The following is a 19727-nucleotide window of genomic DNA, read 5'->3' on the forward strand; positions in this document are numbered from 1 at the left end:
CAATCTTCTAATGAAAATTGGTTTAGATTTTAAAAAATTAATTCCCAAAATTATAACGAAGTGTAAACCCCGAACGGATATTTGTTAATGGAAATGAAGTCGATATTACAGCTTTAGAAAAAGAATGATCGTAATAAAATATGGCGGTAAGATTCTTACTGAAAGAGTAATCAGCAGTTAATTTTAATGACCAAATATTTTGACCTCCCGCCAATTGATTATTATCGTAGTCCAAATAACGTACAATTGTTTGATTATTTCGATAAGAAAAATCAGCTTTCATATTAATATCTCCTTTTATAATGCCTGATGGATTATCAGCCAGTCTAGAAGAAAAGATAACATCTTTAAATCGATATCCTAGCCCAACAACATATTCAATTCCTTTTACCTCGGTCAATAAATTATTATCAAAACTCATCGATAATGCTCTATCTTTTTTAATTTCAGTAAGAATTTTTAATGAGCTTTTCAATTCAAAATCCATTCTAATCAGCGGACTAAATTGCTCCACTAAGTTAATATTTGACATGATTGTTTTATTCAAAAAATTACCACTTGCATCAACTCCATTCTTGTCATTATCATAATCAAAATTAGATCGGTATTGATTAATGGTATAAGAAGCTCTATAATTATGCTGCAACGAGAATCGTTTAAAATTCCTTTTAAACAAATCATAACGCATTAATCCATTGTATTTTACAGCCCAGTTTGGTATTGGAAAACTTCTAAAAATCCCTAAGGAAACATTTGAGGCACTACTGCCAGAATAGGCAGCTAAAAAAGCTGGCAATAAAACTGCTTGATTATTTTTACCATACCCTAACGGATATCCATCTTCATCCAAATTAGCTGGGTTAGTAACATCAATACCACGTTGTGATGCCAATCGATTAGCAACTATTAATCTATTGCTTCTAAAGTCATCAAATGCCACTGAGGAAACTTCATTGCTTGCCGAAAAAGACGTTTTAATCAAAACCGTTGATATTGAAAAAAGTCCGTATGTATAAGGAGATCTCGAATTATATTCTCCATTAGTCACATCGTATTGTTCTGAATAATTTTCAGAATACGATCTGTCTGCATTTAAATCAATTTTTAAATCGGGGAACAAATCTACATTCGCAGTTGACTTAAACATCTTATTACTTACCTGTGAAAAGTTTTGATTAAAATCCTGATAATTGGTCAACCAACCATTTTTAGCAGCTTCATAACGAACATCATCTTGACTACCAAATATAAACCCTAAAGTAGGTCTTGAAGACCCAAAGAAACCTACACTTGGAGTATAACCCGGTAAAACTGTACCGCTGTTCTCCGTATAATTTACCTGAATATTTTTTACACTCGTTAAAACACCCATAAGTCCATCTACAAATTCATTGTTTTGAACAACTGGTTTTGCTGTATTATTCACTACCTTTTCTCCTGGTTTAGGAGCTGAAGCTTTGGGTTTACTTGTTACTTTAGCATTATTTTTTGTTAACCCTAAATACTTATAAAGCATATCCATATTAAAAGTTGCATTCAAAGTATTCGAACGCGCATTTTGAACCGTATTTCCTAAATTATAATCTACTCCTCCTATTTCTATTTGTGACAATGCATTTGACGAACGTTGCCAGCTATAGTCTCCTGTATAGGAATAATTTGCTTTCACAAAACTAAATAAAGGAATCTTATTGATTGGAATTTCATAATTCAAAACCAACTGTTGCATGTGTTGGTTAGGCGTTCCTATGTTCCAGTAGCTATCCCAAATCGTAAAACTGTCAATAGGTTCATTATCCTGATTTAAATAATTTTTTACAATATTATTAGATGACGCTGTATAACTTAGTTTTAAAGATTTTGTAAGGTTATAATTAAATCCATACTGATAATTAAAGGAGAAATTTCTCCTATACAAAGGATCCAAACCTATTCCCTCAACATCAACTTGACGAAATTGTTGACGATTGTATTGTCTAATTATATTAGTATTAAAAGAAACATTAGAAGGCAAATAATTAAAATTGAAATCACTAAGCAACTTCCAATAACTGCTTTTTTTCATGAATTCCGTTTTCTTGAATGGTTCAACAGGTTTTGGCTGAAAACTATAAGCATAATCCACTGACGTATTTACCTGTTGATCAATATAATCTTCAATTTCAAAATCATGTCGTTCTACCTTATTGTATGACTGAGAAAAAGTAAAATTCTCTGGATCATAAACATGCTGTTTTTGCTCAGGACTTCTTTGTTTTCTAACACCAATAAAATTAATACTTGTTCGTTTTGTATAATCTATAGCCCTATTAGTAATATTATTTCTATCCGCAGTATCGCTTGTATTGTCCAGCAACTGTTTTAGTTTGATATCTTGATTAAAAGGATCATATTCTGGTGTGATTGTCTCTTCTCCAACGGCATAATTAAATGGTAAATTTATCCCCCATTTAACTGGCAGTAATTTCCCTAAATTAAGATTAGTGACAATATTATATTGTTCAATATCTTCCCGACTTCTCTCATTTGGCCCTTGCTCCAAAGCTCCGAAACCAATAGTGCTTTTTTTACCTGTTGCGGAAATAGTTGCAAAATCGGCAAGGTTTGTATCAACATTTAAAACTGCCGCCATACCGCCTTGATTATCCATATCAGCCAAGCGAAGTTCATTGAACCAAACTTCTCCTTTTATATCTTGGTGTGTTTCATTGCTTTTCACACCAACCATAAGTGTACGAACCAATCCAAAATTAGGATTTCCTTTTATCCCCAATCTCAACTTATTTGTTTTATTGGCCAGACTTGGGTTTAACTCATCTTCATTTTGATAATAGATTCCATCCAATGGTAGAGTACTCAAATCGATACTCATTGCCTGAATTTTAAGCTGAGTTAACAAGGCTAGCGTTAAATCAATATTATTATCTTCTGGCCAAACCTCTTCTGCGCTCAATGCGGAACAATTAGAACCTGAAGTAGAAGAAGGAGTCGTTACTTTCAAAGGAATTTCTATTTGATAGAAGTTCTGTGTAAAATCATTTCCAAAACGAATAAATCCAATCATTTGATCGTCTCTAAGTACTGTTTGATTTGGCAATGATTCTGCATGCAAAAACATTTTTAATTTTTTGAACTGCCTCATATCGATGCTAACATTCTTAAAAACGGCTCTTGAATCTTCCGGCTCAAGACCGTTCCCAGAAACTCTAAGTGACAGCGACTGTTCATTTTGATTTATAATCGTATTATTATTATACAATTGTTCTCGTTGCACTCCAGGAGGGATAATATAATTAACTGGGCATCTGTCATTATTTTCTTGAACATTCACTGCTAACACATCTAAATCAGTTCCATCATCAGCTACGTTTGTATCATTAAAATCCAATGTATTCGTATATCTTCTCCATTCTCCTCTGACCAAATCTAGAGCACCAAAACGAACAGTTACGTCTTGATTAAAACCAGTCATAAACATTCTCATAAAACGAATGGATCTAAAATCTGAAATATTTCCTATTGTATTTTCTGGCTGAGAAACAGGGATTTTAAATTGTAACCATCTTGCATCAGTAACTTCACCATTTGCTAATGTTACTTGCGTATTTTTCACATCAGTAATATAGTTTTGACCAACATTCATATTCGGTTGAATATCCACACTATATTCATAATAAGCATTAATGGTATTCATTGTATTATCTCTATTAATATCTTCAACATCTGGAACTGTTGATGAACCTCTATTGGGATCACTTACACTTACAGCTGAGTTTCCATCAACACCATTATAGTTCTTATATCGCTCTTTTACACTACCTGTAGTGTTTAAGTAATAGGTATAATCATCAGCTGCTGGATCAGACTCTGAAGCAAAATTAGTATAGACAGTCCCTTCATTCGCATTAGACAATCCATCTAAACCTATATCTTGATTCTTTCTATTATCCGCATTAGTATCAAAAGCATAAATCAAAGATTGTGACGCAGGAACATCTCCCCAAATAGGTTTTGGATTTACTAATATTTGATCTGGCCCTAGTCCATTTTCATATTGTTTGCGCCCATCTTTCAAAACATCTTCTGATATCTCCCCTAAATTGAAATATATTTTTCCAGTATTATCATTTGGAACCTGGCCTTTACCAACGTAGGGATCCATTACCCAAAACTGAATATATTCCACATTTCCTTGTTCAAAATTTGTTGAATTTATAGCTCTCATAATTCCACCATAATTAGTTCCGGGGCTTGCAGAAAAACTCGAACTGTTATTATAAGGACCTCTATCAGAAGGATAATAACTTAAGTCCAAAGTATTAACAACTTGCGATTGTCCTTGAGCAATATCAGTTAATGGGTATAATTCTTCACTATAAATTCTTCTTGTAGTATTCAATGACAAATCATCATTTGAAATTCCAGATGGTTTTTGCGTATAAAAAACGGGATCAATAGTATACCAAGCTAGCTTCGCTCTTTTAAACCCATAACTTAAATCATTAGCGTTAGCGTTAAAATCATAGGCACTTCTTGTATTTCTATCTGGTGTAGAAGATAAACTCCAGGCATAAGCAGAACGCATATCAATTGTAGATTGAGATCCCTCAAAGTCATCTACATAAATTGTTGACTCTCCTTGAAACTGATCTGCTTTTGGTGTGTCTGGTTTCAAAAAAGCGATTTCTCCACGTACCGAAAGATTTGAAGGCACATCGGTATCAATATTAGGGAGTTTATTCACTAATCGAGTAAAGAAAGGAACCTCAGTAGAATAATTAGTATTAAAACCAAAAATAGTATTGTTTACCGATTCTTGACCAAAACTTGATTTTTGAGTAAAGGGTTTTTCAGTCATTTTTAAAAATGTAGCTCCAACCAAAAACTTATCCGAAATTTTATGTTCTACATTTACCCCCATAAACCTTCTGGTTTGCTGACCAAAAACAGAATTATTTTCCAGAGAAACATTAATAGGCGTATTTGATGCTTGAAGAGATGGATCCAAAATTTGAACCCTACCCAATTGATAATTTACACTATAATCAATTCCTTCAACTAAAACTCGTCCTCCAGCAGTCACTACAACGGAACCTTGAGGAACATTGAACGCTCCAATAGGAATTCCATCACCTCCTGATGATTTATATTTACCTCTTAAAAGAAATTTATTCTTGTCACTATCTTGCAATGCTCCAGATTGGGTGTTGCGATACATATTACGAAACACATATTTCTTTTGATTTGCATTATAAGTATTAGCATCGTTATAGTTTTCTCCTGAACCTGTGTTTGACAATTTGGAAAACAATAATTCACCAAATGGCTCTTTGGTAGTAAATATTATTCTTCCATTTTGGGAATCAATAGTGATGCCTTGCATAAAATCAAAAAAACCATCCCCTCCAGTTTGTGGATCATTATTATAATTTAATTTATCTAAATTAAATACTTTCAATAAAGGAGTTTCAGCAACTTTATTATCAGGTGATGGACTTGCAGGAAAAGGACTTCCCGACACTTCAGTAATGTAATTTAATGGAGACGGATCAGTATATAGTATATTAAACCTAAAATCCTCTTGTTTCACTTGATAAGCTCCTGGTATTTGATAAATGTTTTTCATCATCAAGTTCCAAACTGGATTTTTGACATTTGTTAAATTACTTTTCAACATTTTCAAAATTAAACTTTGAGTGATAATTGCTTGGGAAGAATTAGTCCCCGTTACAACAGTTGCATCGATACCATCACTACCAAATTCACCTACCTGATACACTTTATCACCTATTGTATATTGATAAGCAACGGCTAGCACCTCATCATTTGCTAATCGTTGTTGCAACGATATATATCCTAATTGAGCATTATAGGTATATTCATTTGAAGTTAATTTTCGAGCATTTTCTAATTTAGAATAATCTTGACCTTCGCTAACAGTGACATTAAATCCAGAATTAGAAGTAACTATTTCCCTAATATTACTATTTAACAAACCTGAACCAGTTAAAATTTGTGCTGGATCATAATCGTTATTAGAGTTGTCTGTGGGCGAATTTATTGGATTATTAAATATTCCTGTTGAAGGATCAAGCACTACCACTTCATTATCTGCCAAGCCCGATAATTGCGATTCTCCTAAATCTTGAAGCGCAATAATATTTCGTAAGTTATTTGAATTAGTACTAACACGAGTTTGTTTATTAGTAACCCAAATTTCAAGTCTTGTAATTTGAACCCTACTATCAATAAAAGGGTAGTTTTTTAACGAAGCATCGTATTTATTTCTAAAATATTGTGACAAGAAAAAATGCCTGTCATTATCGTAATCAAGTGCATACATATCAAAGTCCTGAATTACTCCACCACCTTCTGCAACTACACTTTTTGTTTTTGATTTTTGTTCTGAAAAGACTCCTGTAACTGTAGTTTTTCCAAATTGCAATTGGGCTTTTACACCAAATAAGCTTTGCGCTCCCCTAATTAATGAGCTATTCAAAGGCATACTTACATTTCCAACTTCAATTTTTTGAATAATATCATCTTCTGAAGGAGCATATTCTAATTTAATTAAATTTTGAAATGCGAAAGTAGACTGCGTATCATAATTTGCATTAACATTCAACCTTGTACCTACTTTCCCCATTAAGCTCATGCTTATCCTTTGATTAAAATCAAAAGACAAATTAGATCTATTTCTTGGAGAGAAAGAAGGATTATCTTGTTTGGTATATCGAGCACCCAAATCCATTTCAACGGAACCTGTAGGCTTAACATCAATTGTATTACTACCAAAAATAGTTTCAAAAAGACCCGAATTCACATAATATTTAGGTAATAAATCTTTTTTCGCAGCCTCACTTCCTTCTTTTTTACCATCGATAGCATCCGTTTTTTTCTTGAAATAATCTCTCATAGATTCTTTCAAGACTAAACTTTCATACTCTTTTGGAGTTAATATAATAGGGTAATTGATAGAAAACCCATCAACAGAATTAGTATAAACATACCTATCCGTAACAGGATCATAAGTATAGGCCGAGAGAATACTTTGAGGGTTTTTTATTTGGACTTTTCCTAAAGAGAAACCCTTATTAATTGTATCTTGAGCTTCTTCTTTTACCTGAGCCCTAGACGCAAAACCACAAAATAAAACTAACAAAAAAAGACAAATTTTCTGCATATAATTCGTGTTTCCGAGTTCCTTTTATAAGTTCTTTAAAGCTTTTTTAATAATTGATTCAACAGAAGCATCTGGATCCTCTTTTACAATTTTTTCAATGATTTTTTCAGAAGTTTTTCGAACAAAACCTAATACCTCCAAAGCTGATAACGCTTCATCTCGGTTTGTATTGCTTTGCACCATTGAAACTTCATCTAAATCATATAGTTTCAACACTTTTTCTTTTAAATCAAGTATCACCCTTTGAGCTGTTTTACTACCGATTCCTTTTATCGATTGAACTGTAACTACATCCCCTGAAGCAATCGCATTTGTAATTTGTTTAGGATCTAATGACGACAACATTGTTCTCGCAATATTGGCCCCAATTCCCGAAACGGAAATTAACAATTTAAAAATCTCTTTCTCAGATTTTTCTACAAATCCAAATAAAGTATGCGAATCCTCTTTAACTTGAAGATGTGTAAATAACTTTACAAAATCAGTATTAGGAAGCAATGAATAAGTATGTAACGAGATATTTACATGATAACCAACACCACCGCAGTCAATTACGATATGTGTTGGTGTTTTTTCCACTAATTTCCCTTGTAAATGTGCTATCATTTATAGTTTGTATATGAAACAATTTATTGTTTTTATAAAGCTAATTATAAAGAAGCATTAATTTGTTTTTTCTTTTGTTTTTCCTGCGCATCAATTACAGCAATTGCTGCCATATTGACCATCTCTTCTACACTTGCACCTAATTGAAAAATGTGAACTGGTTTTCCCATTCCAAGCATAATAGGCCCGATTGAATCCACTTTGTTTAATTCTTTCAATAATTTATACGTAATATTAGCAGAATCTAAATTAGGAAAAATTAAAGTGTTTACCTTTTTTCCAGCTAGTTTAGAAAACGGGAATTTCTCTTTCAGCATTTCTGGATTCAAGGCAAAATCTGCTTGAACTTCACCGTCAATAATAAGGTCAGGATGATGCTCATGTAAATAAGCTACTGCCTGTCTTACTTTAGTAGCATTAGCATCACTAGAAGAACCAAAGTTAGAAAATGAAACCATCGCTATTACTGGCTCTACACCAAACATTCTTGCTGTTTTAGCAGTCATAATAGCAATTTTTGCCAAGTCATCTGCAGAAGGATCGATGTTTATCGCAGTATCTGACAAAAACATTGGACCACGAGCAGTCATCATCATGTTTGTAGTCGCCACAATAGAGGCTCCAGGCGCTTTTTCAATTAATTGCAACATTGGTTTCACTACAGAAGAATAACTTCTAGAATGACCTGTAACTAATCCATCAGCCTCTCCTTCATTGACCATCATGGCAGCAAAATAATTTCTTTCACGCATTAACTTTTCAGCATCATATAAAGAAATTCCTTTTCTTTTTCTAGTTTCCCAATAGGTAGTCGCAAATTTATTTCTTCTAGCGTCTTCTTCTTTTATTTTAGGATCAATTATCTCAATATCAGCATCAAAACCTAATTCTTCTTTTAATTCTAAAATAATTTCCTTGTTTCCTAATAAAATAGGATGTCCAATTCCTTCTTCTAATACAATTTGTGCTGCCTTAAGTACATCTAAATGATCTGCTTCTGCAAATACAATTCTTTTAGGATCCATTTTAGCTCTATTGGTAATCAATCGAACCATTTTATTATCATTCCCTAATCGGTCTAGAAGTTCTTCTTCGTACTTATGCCAATCAGTAATAGGGTTTAATGCCACACCAGAATCCATAGCAGCTTTAGCAACTGCAGGAGCCACAATAGTAATTAATCTTGGATCAAATGGTTTTGGGATAATATAATCTCTACCAAAAACTAATTTAGTAGCGCCATAAGCAACATTAACTTGCTCTGGAACTGACTCTTTAGCTAATAAAGCCAATGCTTTAACAGCAGCCATTTTCATCGCTTCATTTATTTTAGTAGCGCGAACATCTAAAGCACCCCTAAAAATATATGGAAACCCAAGTACATTATTCACTTGGTTAGGATGATCAGATCTTCCTGTAGCCATGATAATATCTTTTCGTGTTGAAATAGCAAGATTATAATCTATTTCTGGGTCTGGATTTGCCATTGCAAAAACGATTGGATTATCAGCCATTCCCAATAACATTTGAGGACTCATAATATCTCCAGAAGATAGTCCTAAGAAAATATCTGCTCCCTTTAAAGCTTCTTCAAGACTTACTGGCTTTATATCTTTTGCATATTTTAATTGCATAACAGATAGTGATGGATTGTCTTTTGTCAAGACTCCTTTACTGTTAAACATCAATATATTTTCTATTTTAACTCCTAGTAAAACATATAAATCAGCACAAGCTAATGCTGCTGAACCTGCACCTGAAACTACCATTTTCACATCCTCAGCTTTTTTATCAGCTAATTCCAATGCGTTTATTAAAGCTGCAGAAGATATAATTGCTGTTCCATGTTGATCATCATGCATCACTGGAATATTCAATTCTTCAACTAACCTACGTTCAATTTCAAAAGACTCAGGTGCCTTTATATCTTCTAAATTTATCCCTCCAAATGTAGGAGCAATATTTTTTACGGTTTGAATAAATTCCTCAATATCTTTAGTACCAATCTCAATGTCAAAAACATCAATATCTGCAAAAATCTTAAACAATAATCCTTTTCCTTCCATAACTGGTTTTGAAGCTTCAGGTCCAATATCTCCTAGACCCAAAACTGCAGTTCCGTTAGTAATTACCGCAACTAAATTTCCTTTAGCTGTATATTTATATACGTTATTTACATCTTTAGCAATTTCTAAACAAGGTTCAGCTACACCAGGTGAATAAGCCAAAGATAAATCTCTTTGGGTTGCATATTTCTTAGTTGGAACTACTTGAATTTTTCCTGGAGTAGGTTTTGCATGATATAATAACGCTTCTCTTCTTTTGCTGTTTTTGTTCATTTTTTAATGTTTTATTCTAGCTTACAAAGATATAAGACTTGGTTTAAAAAGCAGACTTTTCTTCTATTCTTTTAAAAAAAAACCAAACCCTATTTGTAGAAAAAAAAATAGCCGCACTAAATTGCAGCTATTTATACTTATTTTTAAATTCTATTTTAACCTTTTGATCCACTAATATAAGAATCCAAATGCTGAATTGTTTCTTTTTGAATTTCTATTATTGCTTTCACTACGTCACCAATTGAAATAACACCAGTAACGGCATCATTTTCTACAACTGGTAAATGTCTAACCCTTCTTTTACTCATAATTCCCATACAGAAATCAAGATCATCCGTTGGTTTTACCGTAATGACATCCTTTTCCATGATTTCATGTACAAACGTATCTTTTGAAGCTTTATTTTTTAGGACAATTTTCCTAGCATAATCTCTTTCAGAAAGTATTCCTTTTAAAATATTATCTTCAATGACTAATACTGCTCCAACATTTTTTTCTCCCATCACTTTCAATGCATCATATACGGTGATTGTAGAAACTATAGAATGAACATCCTTTCCTTTTGTGCTTAATATTTGATTTACAGTCATGTTGAAAAAATTTAGTTGACTATAAAGTTAAAAAAAATAACATACAAAATACAGCTTTACAAAAAAAAATTAGCCTTTAAATAAATCTTCCGGAGAAGTAAGTCTATTTAGTTCTTGTTTCAAATGATCGTTTAGTATTTGCAATCCATATTGATAGGACGCATTAACCCATCCAAAACCTTCTTTAGAAATATAATCGAATTCCGTCCCAACATTACCATACTCTGCAAAAACTTTATGGGAACTGGTTTCCAAATCAAATTTCTCTGGAATCGTTCCATTGTATTCCACTGCATTTTTAGTAATCAACCAAAGCCATCTGTACACCATTTCTTGGGCTTTATCAATAAAACCATAATTAAGTAAGCCCTCCCACAACAGCATTTGGTGTGGAGCCCACCCAAAAGGATAATCCCACTGCCTTTGTGGCGCATCCTCAGGAAAATTTGCCGTACTTGCTTTTGTACTTCCTGTAATTCCTCCACTTTTTATAAATTGTGGCAAGGCTACTTCGACTAATTGTTTTGCCTGATGAGCATTGCATAATCCGGCCCATAAAGGGAAAAAAGTAGTTGCAGCTTCAAAAGGGAATTGTCTATTATTTACAAAATCATAATCAAAATACATAGTTGATTCTTCATTCCAGCATAATTCATCCATTTTTTCTTTTCTTGAATTTGCTTTGGATTCCCAATCTTTAGATGTGTAATGAGTATCAGCTATTTGTATTTTATCATCATAGAAATTCTTAATCAAAAAGGCTATATCTTTTTCATATTTGTAAAGAAAACTATTTACATCAACTGAATTTAAGTTAGCACAAGTATTAATCAATCTATTAGTAGTGTCATGTCCGCTTTCGCGTAAACTTCTATCATGAACAAAATACTCATCAAGTTCAGCATCAACAATAGTTCTATTTAAATATTGCTTTTCAAATTCTCTAATTGGCAAATTATATTTTATTGCATACGATTCTAAAACATCATCAAAATGTCCTGGCTCCACTTCAAAAGGCATTCCTACACCACCTGACTTATATCTATTTAATCCTGTAGGAGTCAATCGACCGCCTTGCACCATCCAAACTGTATTGTATTCTAGAATAACCGTTTCTAGATGGCCTTTCAACCATTCTAAATTTGGAACTTTATTCTTTACAATCTCAACTAATAAAGAGGAGTATAATGGTGGCTGTGTTCTAGTTAAATAGTAACTCCTATTGGCATTTAGTATTTTTCCGTAGTGAACAATTTGATATTTAAAGTTATCTGCTATAGCCATCGCTTTCTCCAGCTGATTATCAATTAGCAATCCAACACCAATAAAATAGCTATCCCAACCATACATTTCATTAAATCTCCCACCTGGGACAACAAATGGAACTCCTTGTAAACTGTATAATTTTTGCTCTAAAGCCAACGCAAGAATCCCGGGTTTTGTATTCAACGTATCAACATACTCTTCTGTATAATCTTCCGGTAAAACTCCTACTTTGAAATTTTGCAGTTCTTTTTCTAAATCCTGAAAATACTTCACCCCTTGTTTATCTTTAGCGGAAACATATAGAGTTGGTATTTCATTTGTCGTTTTTTCATCTTGTAGAATTTGCATCAGGCCTTTCTTATCAATAGTTCTAGTAAGTTCATCCCAATAATCCTCTCTGATTTTTCTCGAAATACGATCTACAGGCTCCTCTTGAATCCGTGTTAAATCGACTTCACCCAATTCCGTTTTTTTATCTTTGAGGACTGCCAGTTCTTGAAGTAAATTTGCCAAATGATAGGTTCCTTCAATTACTCTTTCTTTTTTAGTTTTTTCATCAACTAAAACGAATCTTTTAGGACCATTGTCATCCTTTGTAATCTTTTTATCATTATCAGTATCCTCTTGAAGCAAAAGTTCGCGAAATGTTTTATCTATGTTTAGTGAAATTTTCATGATTTAGCAGTTAGTTTTTTTAATATAAAGAAAGAGACTAATAATAAAGACATTGGAATCAAAGTATAATAGAACGCATTTTCAGGCCCTTCATTTTTAAACAAATACCCAATTACTCTTGAACCTAATGTACCTCCTAATGCTGAAAAAACAACAATTAAACCCGTCATGGAACTGTGCAGTTTCTTGGGCAAAGCACTTAAAACAACTGAATTTAAAAGGGGATATATTGGAGCGATAAACAATCCCACAAGAGGAAATGCAAATCCTATTAAAGGAATATCTCCTAGCGAATTGATTTCTTTAACATCCAGCCCAACCGTCCTTGGCAATACAAAAATAACGATTAACATGGCCATCACAATACAAAAACTAAGGACCCAAATCCAATTTATACTTTTAGTAATTACACCCGCAAGTAATCGTCCTACCGCCAAAGTAATAGCCAAAATACTCGCCATCATTATGCTTATATTCTCTGGAAGGTGTAATACTTTACTATTAAAAGTAGGCAACCATGACATAATTCCTTGTTCAATCATTACAAATAGAAAGGCACTAATTACAAAAACAATAGTCAGTAGTTTAGCAAACAGCTTGAACATTTGTTTAAAATCATCCGCTAAATCAACTCCAGGAATATCGGTTTGGTCTTCAAATTTGGCAAAGAACAAGAATCCAAATGATAACAATGAAATTCCCGCTAATAACCAATACACGTTCAACCATGCATCAGGATCCGATTCTGAGTTGAAAGCGGGGAATAAAAAGTATGCCAGCGCAATTCCAATCATAAAAACCCCTTCAATACTACTCATTAAACTATTGTGTTCTTTTTGATTTTCAGTAACGGTTCCAATAAGAGAATAAACGGACACCTTTATCAAAGCAAATGAAACTCCAACAGTCGCAAAAAGTATTTTAGCTGTTTCAAATGAGTTTCCAAAATACATCGTAATACAAGCTACAGATACCAAAGCTAAACCAATAAGCATGGCTTTTTTATAACCTAATCTAGGCAAAAAAGAAGCTATCAAAAAAGAGACAATTGCGATAGGTAAATCTTTAAAAGCCTCTAGAATACTAGCTTGTAACTCATCTACTCCATAATTTTTTTGGGCTTTTAAAATCACTATTCCTACACTATTCAATAGAATAGCAAAGACAAAATAATTCAAATACATCGCTAATTTAATAGTACTTTTTTTCATTTTTAATTGGTTTTATTATTTTATAAAAACTAGCTGTCCGTATTCAAATAGGTAGCAATATTAATCCCCTCTGGTAATCTCCCTACGTTTTGCAATTTTAAAACGGCTAACTTTTGAGCAATCGTAATGGTTTCTTCAAAATTTTTATTCAATAATTGCGCATACAAAAAACCAGTCCAAAAAGCATCTCCAGCACCAGTTGTGTCTTTTATCTCATCAATTTTTTGTGCTTTTTGATAAAACATACCAAAATTTTTATCAGATAAGACCACCCCATCTTTCCCTTTAGTCAAGCATATTGTTGCCGCACCCAAATCATGAAAATAGTCAAAAATAAAATCTTCGGTTTTTGTTTCAGCAAAAAGACGATAACAATCATCTTCACTTAATTTTACAAATGGGTTTGTTCCCAAATATTCTTTCAAAACCAGCTTAGCTTCCTCTCTATCTGGCCAAATTCTCTCCGAAAAATTAATATCAATACTTGTTTGCAAACCTAACGATTGGGCTTTTTTTGCACTTTCTAAAATAGTCGTTCTAGCTGGGTTTTTGCTTAATGCAAAACAGGTTGTATGAAAAATTTTGGCACTTGCCAATAAATCGTCTGGAATTTGACTCTGATGAATTTGGTAATCTGCCTCTCTATATGGAATAAAATCAGGAGTTCCAGTCGATTTTGAAACAAAAATAACAGAAGTTGGCTCTGTATCTGATTTTCTTATTTGGGAAGTAATCACCTTATTTGCTTTCAGTTTACGAACAATATATTCTCCCAATCCGTCTTGACCACAAGTTGCCACTAAAACAGAGTTCAAACCTAACCTTGCCGCATTCACCGCTACATTAGTTGGAGAGCCACCTAAAAATCGGTGGTAATCTTTTGTTCTGTTTATTGAAGTATTTACTTCGTGTCCTATAAAATCTATCAGTACTTCCCCTGCACAGATTATGTCAATTTTCTTTTCCAATTTAAACTAAAAATTTAAAATTTGTATTTATACTTTGATGCAACATTACTGTTGCGGCGCCACTCCATGCACAAAATGGAACTCCGTTTGGCTTTTGAGTTTCACTATTGAAATTTTCATAAAAACTATAATCCTCCACTTTGTTCACTGCATTTATAGCCTCTAATATTTCTAATGCTTCGCTACTTTTGTTTTTAGATTGTAATGCTAATCCATAAAACCCATTGACCATAGACCAACTACCTCCATTATGAAATTCATTTGGATAATTTCTAAATTCATATTTGCAATTGTTCTTCAAAAGATTCCAATCAATATCACTTTCCTCTATTGGAGGCCAAAAGGCGGGCAACAATTGTAGAGGTCTTTCCTTTTTCAGTTCAATTGAATACTCTAAAATAGAATGCTGAAAATTTTCTGATCCAATATTTAAGTATAGCGCCAATGAGTTAGCAAAAGCATCAAACTGGGTTTTGTAACCCGCTGGTGAAAAAGAGCAAGGCATAAATTTGTTAATATTTATTTCGTTGTATGCTCTTTCATGGTATTTCTCTCCAACTGAATTTGGAGTAAAATTAATTTCAATCTGTTCCGTTATTTTTTCTATTTTTTCTGTAATTGACTCCTTCTTTGCAAAATGATTGTAACTTCTTAATGCCCAAATTCGGAGCAATTGATCGTATAAAACATAGCCATCCGTTATATATTCATCAGCCCAATTTCCAGAAAGCGGGACATACAACAGCCCTTTATTATTAAACTCCCAAGCCTCAAGAAGTTGCAAGCATTTTTGAATGTTTTGTTCGTATTTTATTACGAAAGAAGGATCCTTTTTATAAAAAGCATATTGACAAATTCCAATAACAAACCAAGTAACTGCATCCACTCTTCCTGCTAATCCACCATAACTAACTTCTACATCGGCTCCATTTGTCATTACATTTGAAGGGATTGTTCCGTTATAATGTTGATTTTCAGCCAATGTGTCTAATGTTTTACGAAAGGTTTCTATCAAATCATTATCCCCAGATGCTAAAGCGGCCAATCCACAAATTACTCCATCACGAGCCCAAACTCTTTTGTAATTAGAAATATCCTGAGCACTCGCTAAAAACCCCTCAGTTGACGAAGCTCTATGCAACAATTCCATTGCCTTTTTATAATTTAAATCATTCACTTAATTCCACTTTTTTTGTTTTAATAAATAAGGTACATATCGCACTAATAACCAATAGTACTCCTGCAAATGTGATCGCTAATCTAGGATCATTGTTTAAAAAATGTTTTAAAATATACCCGAAAGTAATCGTTTGGATAAACATAGGAATAACAATCATCATGTTAATGATTCCCATATAAACCCCATAACGTTCTTTAGGAATATTGTTCACCACCATTAAATAAGGGATCCCCATCATACTTGCCCAACCGATTCCAAAACCAGTTATAGCCGGGAATAATAAATATTTATTTTCAATATGCGGAAATATTAAAAATCCTATTGCTGCTAATACTAAACATGAAAAATGCACCATTTTTGGCGAATATTTCTTTGCAAAATAGACCAATCCAAAAGCGCATAAAAAAGTAACGACATTATACCATCCATTTACTAAGCCAGTCCAACTAACAGCCTCTCCATATAATTTCATGTCTTTTTGAGGAGTAGTATGCCAAACAGAAAGAGCAATACTTTTTGATGAATTTTGCCAATAACAAAATAAGGCATACCATTGAAACAAATACACCAAAGCCAATTGCCACATTACTTTTGGCATGTCTTTTATTGCTGAAAATATATCCACAAATGGAGTAAAAACATGTAAGGGTTCCTCTTTAATTTTTTTTAATTCTTCTTCAGTAGGCGGAATTTCTTTAGTAGTATGTGAACTCCACCAAACGGATCCAATCGAACAAACTGCACCAAGAAAAAAGGAAGCAAATACCCAAGTGGGTAGTTTCCCTGTTGTTCCAATAAAAATTAATGGGAAAATAAATAGTGAAACGTTTGCCAAAGTTTGCCCAAAACCTGTAAAAAAACTTTGAGCTTGAAATCCTGTAGGCTGTTGATCAGTATCTAGTGTATCAGCAATGAAAGCTCTATAAGGTTCCATAGCTGTATTATTACCTACATCTAATATCCAAAGTAACCCTGCGGCCATCCATAACGAACTACTAAAAGGAAACATAAATAAAGCGATACTACATATCAAAGCTCCAATAAAAAAGTATGGCTTTCTTCTTCCTCCTAATTTTGGAGACCATGTTTTGTCACTCATTGCACCTATAATTGGCTGAATCAACAACCCTGTTAGTGGACCAGCAAGATTAAGCAATGGTAATTGATCAGGACTTGCGCCCAAAAAATCATAAATGGGATTAACGGCGCTTTGTTGTAATCCAAAACTATATTGAATTCCGAAAAACCCAACATTCATATTAATTATCTGCCAAAAACTAAGCTTTAATTTCATTGCACTTCTTTATAAATTAATTATTTCGTAAATTTTTTAGATATTTTATTTAAAATTAATTTTTAAATCGACAATTTATTGCATTATAAAAATAAAAACGTTTTCGGAAGTACCGAAAACGTTTTCGAATTCTTAAAATAAACTTAAATTATAACTTTGTAGTTTTACTCAAATGGGATAACAATTTTAGTTTCCCAAGATAGTTCATCCCCTCCGTTGAAAGGGTTAGCAAGGAAGTGTTCAAGAGGTTTATTAACTAATTTATAATTATGGGCTTTAGCATAATCCAACAAAGCAAACCAAGCTCTATCTGACGTTCTGAAATTGCCATAATAAGTGGCTTCTAGACCTTTTACTGCTTTTATCGTTTTAAATTTTACAATCCCATTATTGATCATTTTTACATCCTTATCAATAGGGAAGCAATAATTAAAATCAAGTTGCTCTTTGTCAAGATCCCAATTTTCAATTTCTAAATAGGGCCTTCCTATAATTTTAATTTTACTTTGTTCCAAAAAACCAGTAATAGCAGCATCATTCATTATCATGGTTTGTGCCTTTTCCTGCAGTACACTTTTTAAACTGATATAGGCCACAAAAGTTTCTTCAGATTGTCCTAACCCATCAATTTTAACTTTAAAATTTTCTAAATGCTTATTTAAACCATTTCTAAAATCAGTAATCTTTTTAATTTGTTCTTTTTTAAAGCTAGTATTATAAAAGGGCGCTGTCAATCTATTGTATATGCTATTCTTTTGCTCCTTTATACCTACATTCACCATAGTAATAGAATCATTTATGGAATTAAAATCCCAAGTATATTCCATTTTAGTACTATCTTTTGTCATTTCTTGCTTAATAAAACCAAAGTTTTTCTTTTCAACAAGAACAAAATTTTCTTTATCAGTAGTCATACGTGTCTTTGACCACTCTTGAACTCCTTGAAAAACAGTACCAGTCGCAGTTTTAATTTTAAATGAAATACAATAGTCACTTTCTTTAATAAATAGATACCAGATTAAGAAAAGAGAGAAAACAAAACTAAAAACTAATATTATTATTTTCTTTGTTTTCATTTTACTTCTTCATTTTTAATTTATCAACTATAAAATCGGCTATTTCCTTTCCTTGAACTATCCCGTTTTCAATTGCTGCTCTATAATGAATCCCTCCATAAAAACGACTCATAGCCGCTTCTTTTGATGCTTCATTAAACGATTTAAATGTCCTATTTGGCAAACCAAATTGTAATTCTGAATCATCTACAAAAGAGAAATTATCACCGAAAATAGAAGTCAAGATATTTGAAGACACTGTAGAAACAACTGAATGCCCACTTGTATATTCAGGAAATGGAGGAGTTTGTAAAGCGGGTTTCCAGTTTTCATCAATTTTTTGATTAATTACAGTTTCTGGACGTATTACATTACTTCTGAATTTTTCATCCCAACAACTTATAAAAGCTTCAAACATCCCGATTGAGGTTTCTGTATAAGCGAATACCGTTTTCTCAAAATTAGCTTTCGATGTTTTACATGCAATTTTTGTAATCCCCATCCAGTGTGCACCTGGGGTAATTTTCTTTTTAGCAAACATCATGTGCCCTTGACTCACTGATACATACGGGTTACAGTCCCAAAATTGAGCCATTTTTACCTCGTTGCACGTATCTCCCATTTTTTTCATCTTCAAACTGATATCATAAACTTCTTGTACTTCTTTGAAAAAAGGAGAGTTTTTATCTAATGAAAAAGGAAGAGCTGGAATGGGTTTAAATTGTGAAGCTGAATCTAAAACCAGAGTTCTAATCTCAGCCCAATGAGGCTCAATTGCATCCATATATGCTGGAGGTGTAGGCTGCCATCTACCAGCAACATTAGGAAGTACAGAAAACTTAGACATTGTACGCGTTTCCTTGTAATTATCCTTATCCATCCATTTTTTTATACGAGCAGCCACTTTTAGCCCGTATTCTTTAGAAACTTCAAATTCCTTTTCATTTTCCTTACTCCATTTTTGGTACAAACTATCTCTGAATTTTTCCACTAATTCTTCAGAAAAAACCAATTGTTTACTAACATCCATATGGGCAACTAAAGCTGCAACTTCTATATTCACTCCGCTTTTAGGATCCAATTTTGGAATAGAATCTAGGCCTTTCAATTGATTTTGAAGACTTCCGTAGGTCTTACTGTTTTGAGCAATTATCTCGTATGCTGCAATATTTGGATATACAAAAATCCTACTAGCAACTGGTGGCGAAAAAATATCATGAACCATAATTTGGGTCACATTTTCAACAGCAGCACTATATTCATCTGGAGTTACTATAATCGATTTTTCTTTTTTACAAGAAACAAAAAGGAGACTTAACGAAGCGATTATAAAAAATTTAGTTTTCATTTTAATCTGTTT

At 32.9% G+C, this 19727-nt stretch carries 11 protein-coding genes; all 11 read right to left on the minus strand.

Going from position 1 to position 19727, the window contains the following annotated elements; translation table 11 throughout:
* Positions 1–37: 37 nt before the first annotated feature.
* Positions 38–7183: a cell surface protein SprA gene (gene sprA / locus AB3G33_RS01670; protein WP_367772158.1), complete on the minus strand. Its 7146-nt coding sequence runs from the start codon at positions 7181–7183 to the stop codon at positions 38–40.
* A gap of 24 nt (positions 7184–7207) precedes the next feature.
* Complete coding sequence (gene ruvA / locus AB3G33_RS01675; protein WP_367755367.1) at positions 7208–7789, minus strand: Holliday junction branch migration protein RuvA; 582 nt, start codon at positions 7787–7789, stop codon at positions 7208–7210.
* A gap of 44 nt (positions 7790–7833) precedes the next feature.
* Positions 7834–10128 (minus strand): NADP-dependent malic enzyme, encoded by a 2295-nt coding sequence (locus tag AB3G33_RS01680; protein ID WP_367755369.1) that lies wholly within the window; start codon positions 10126–10128, stop codon positions 7834–7836.
* Positions 10129–10283: 155 nt separating this feature from the next.
* Entirely contained in the window at positions 10284–10718 is a 435-nt protein-coding gene (locus AB3G33_RS01685; protein WP_367755371.1) for a CBS domain-containing protein, read from the minus strand.
* A 69-nt stretch (positions 10719–10787) separates the two neighbouring features.
* Entirely contained in the window at positions 10788–12659 is a 1872-nt protein-coding gene (locus tag AB3G33_RS01690; protein WP_367772159.1) for a trehalase family glycosidase, read from the minus strand.
* Complete coding sequence (locus AB3G33_RS01695) at positions 12656–13870, minus strand: sugar MFS transporter (protein WP_367772161.1); 1215 nt, start codon at positions 13868–13870, stop codon at positions 12656–12658. The genes AB3G33_RS01690 and AB3G33_RS01695 overlap by 4 nt, the downstream gene beginning before the upstream one ends.
* 29 nt (positions 13871–13899) lie before the next feature.
* Positions 13900–14838 carry a carbohydrate kinase family protein gene (locus AB3G33_RS01700; RefSeq protein WP_367772163.1) on the minus strand — a complete coding sequence of 313 codons (939 nt, stop codon included), beginning with the start codon at positions 14836–14838 and terminating at the stop codon, positions 13900–13902.
* A gap of 1 nt (position 14839) precedes the next feature.
* Positions 14840–16015, minus strand: a complete 1176-nt coding sequence (locus AB3G33_RS01705; RefSeq protein ID WP_367772165.1) for a fructofuranosidase/invertase — start codon at positions 16013–16015, stop codon at positions 14840–14842.
* Positions 16008–17312, minus strand: coding sequence for an MFS transporter (locus tag AB3G33_RS01710; RefSeq protein WP_367772167.1), 1305 nt, complete (start codon positions 17310–17312; stop codon positions 16008–16010). Before AB3G33_RS01710 ends, AB3G33_RS01705 begins: the two co-directional genes overlap by 8 nt.
* A gap of 164 nt (positions 17313–17476) precedes the next feature.
* Positions 17477–18388 carry a hypothetical protein gene (locus tag AB3G33_RS01715; protein WP_367772169.1) on the minus strand — a complete coding sequence of 304 codons (912 nt, stop codon included), beginning with the start codon at positions 18386–18388 and terminating at the stop codon, positions 17477–17479.
* A gap of 1 nt (position 18389) precedes the next feature.
* Positions 18390–19715 (minus strand): vanadium-dependent haloperoxidase, encoded by a 1326-nt coding sequence (locus AB3G33_RS01720; RefSeq protein WP_367772171.1) that lies wholly within the window; start codon positions 19713–19715, stop codon positions 18390–18392.
* Between the last annotated feature and the right edge of the window lie 12 nt (positions 19716–19727).

It is taken from the genome of Flavobacterium sp. WC2421, from assembly GCF_040822115.1.
Lineage (GTDB): Bacteria > Bacteroidota > Bacteroidia > Flavobacteriales > Flavobacteriaceae > Flavobacterium.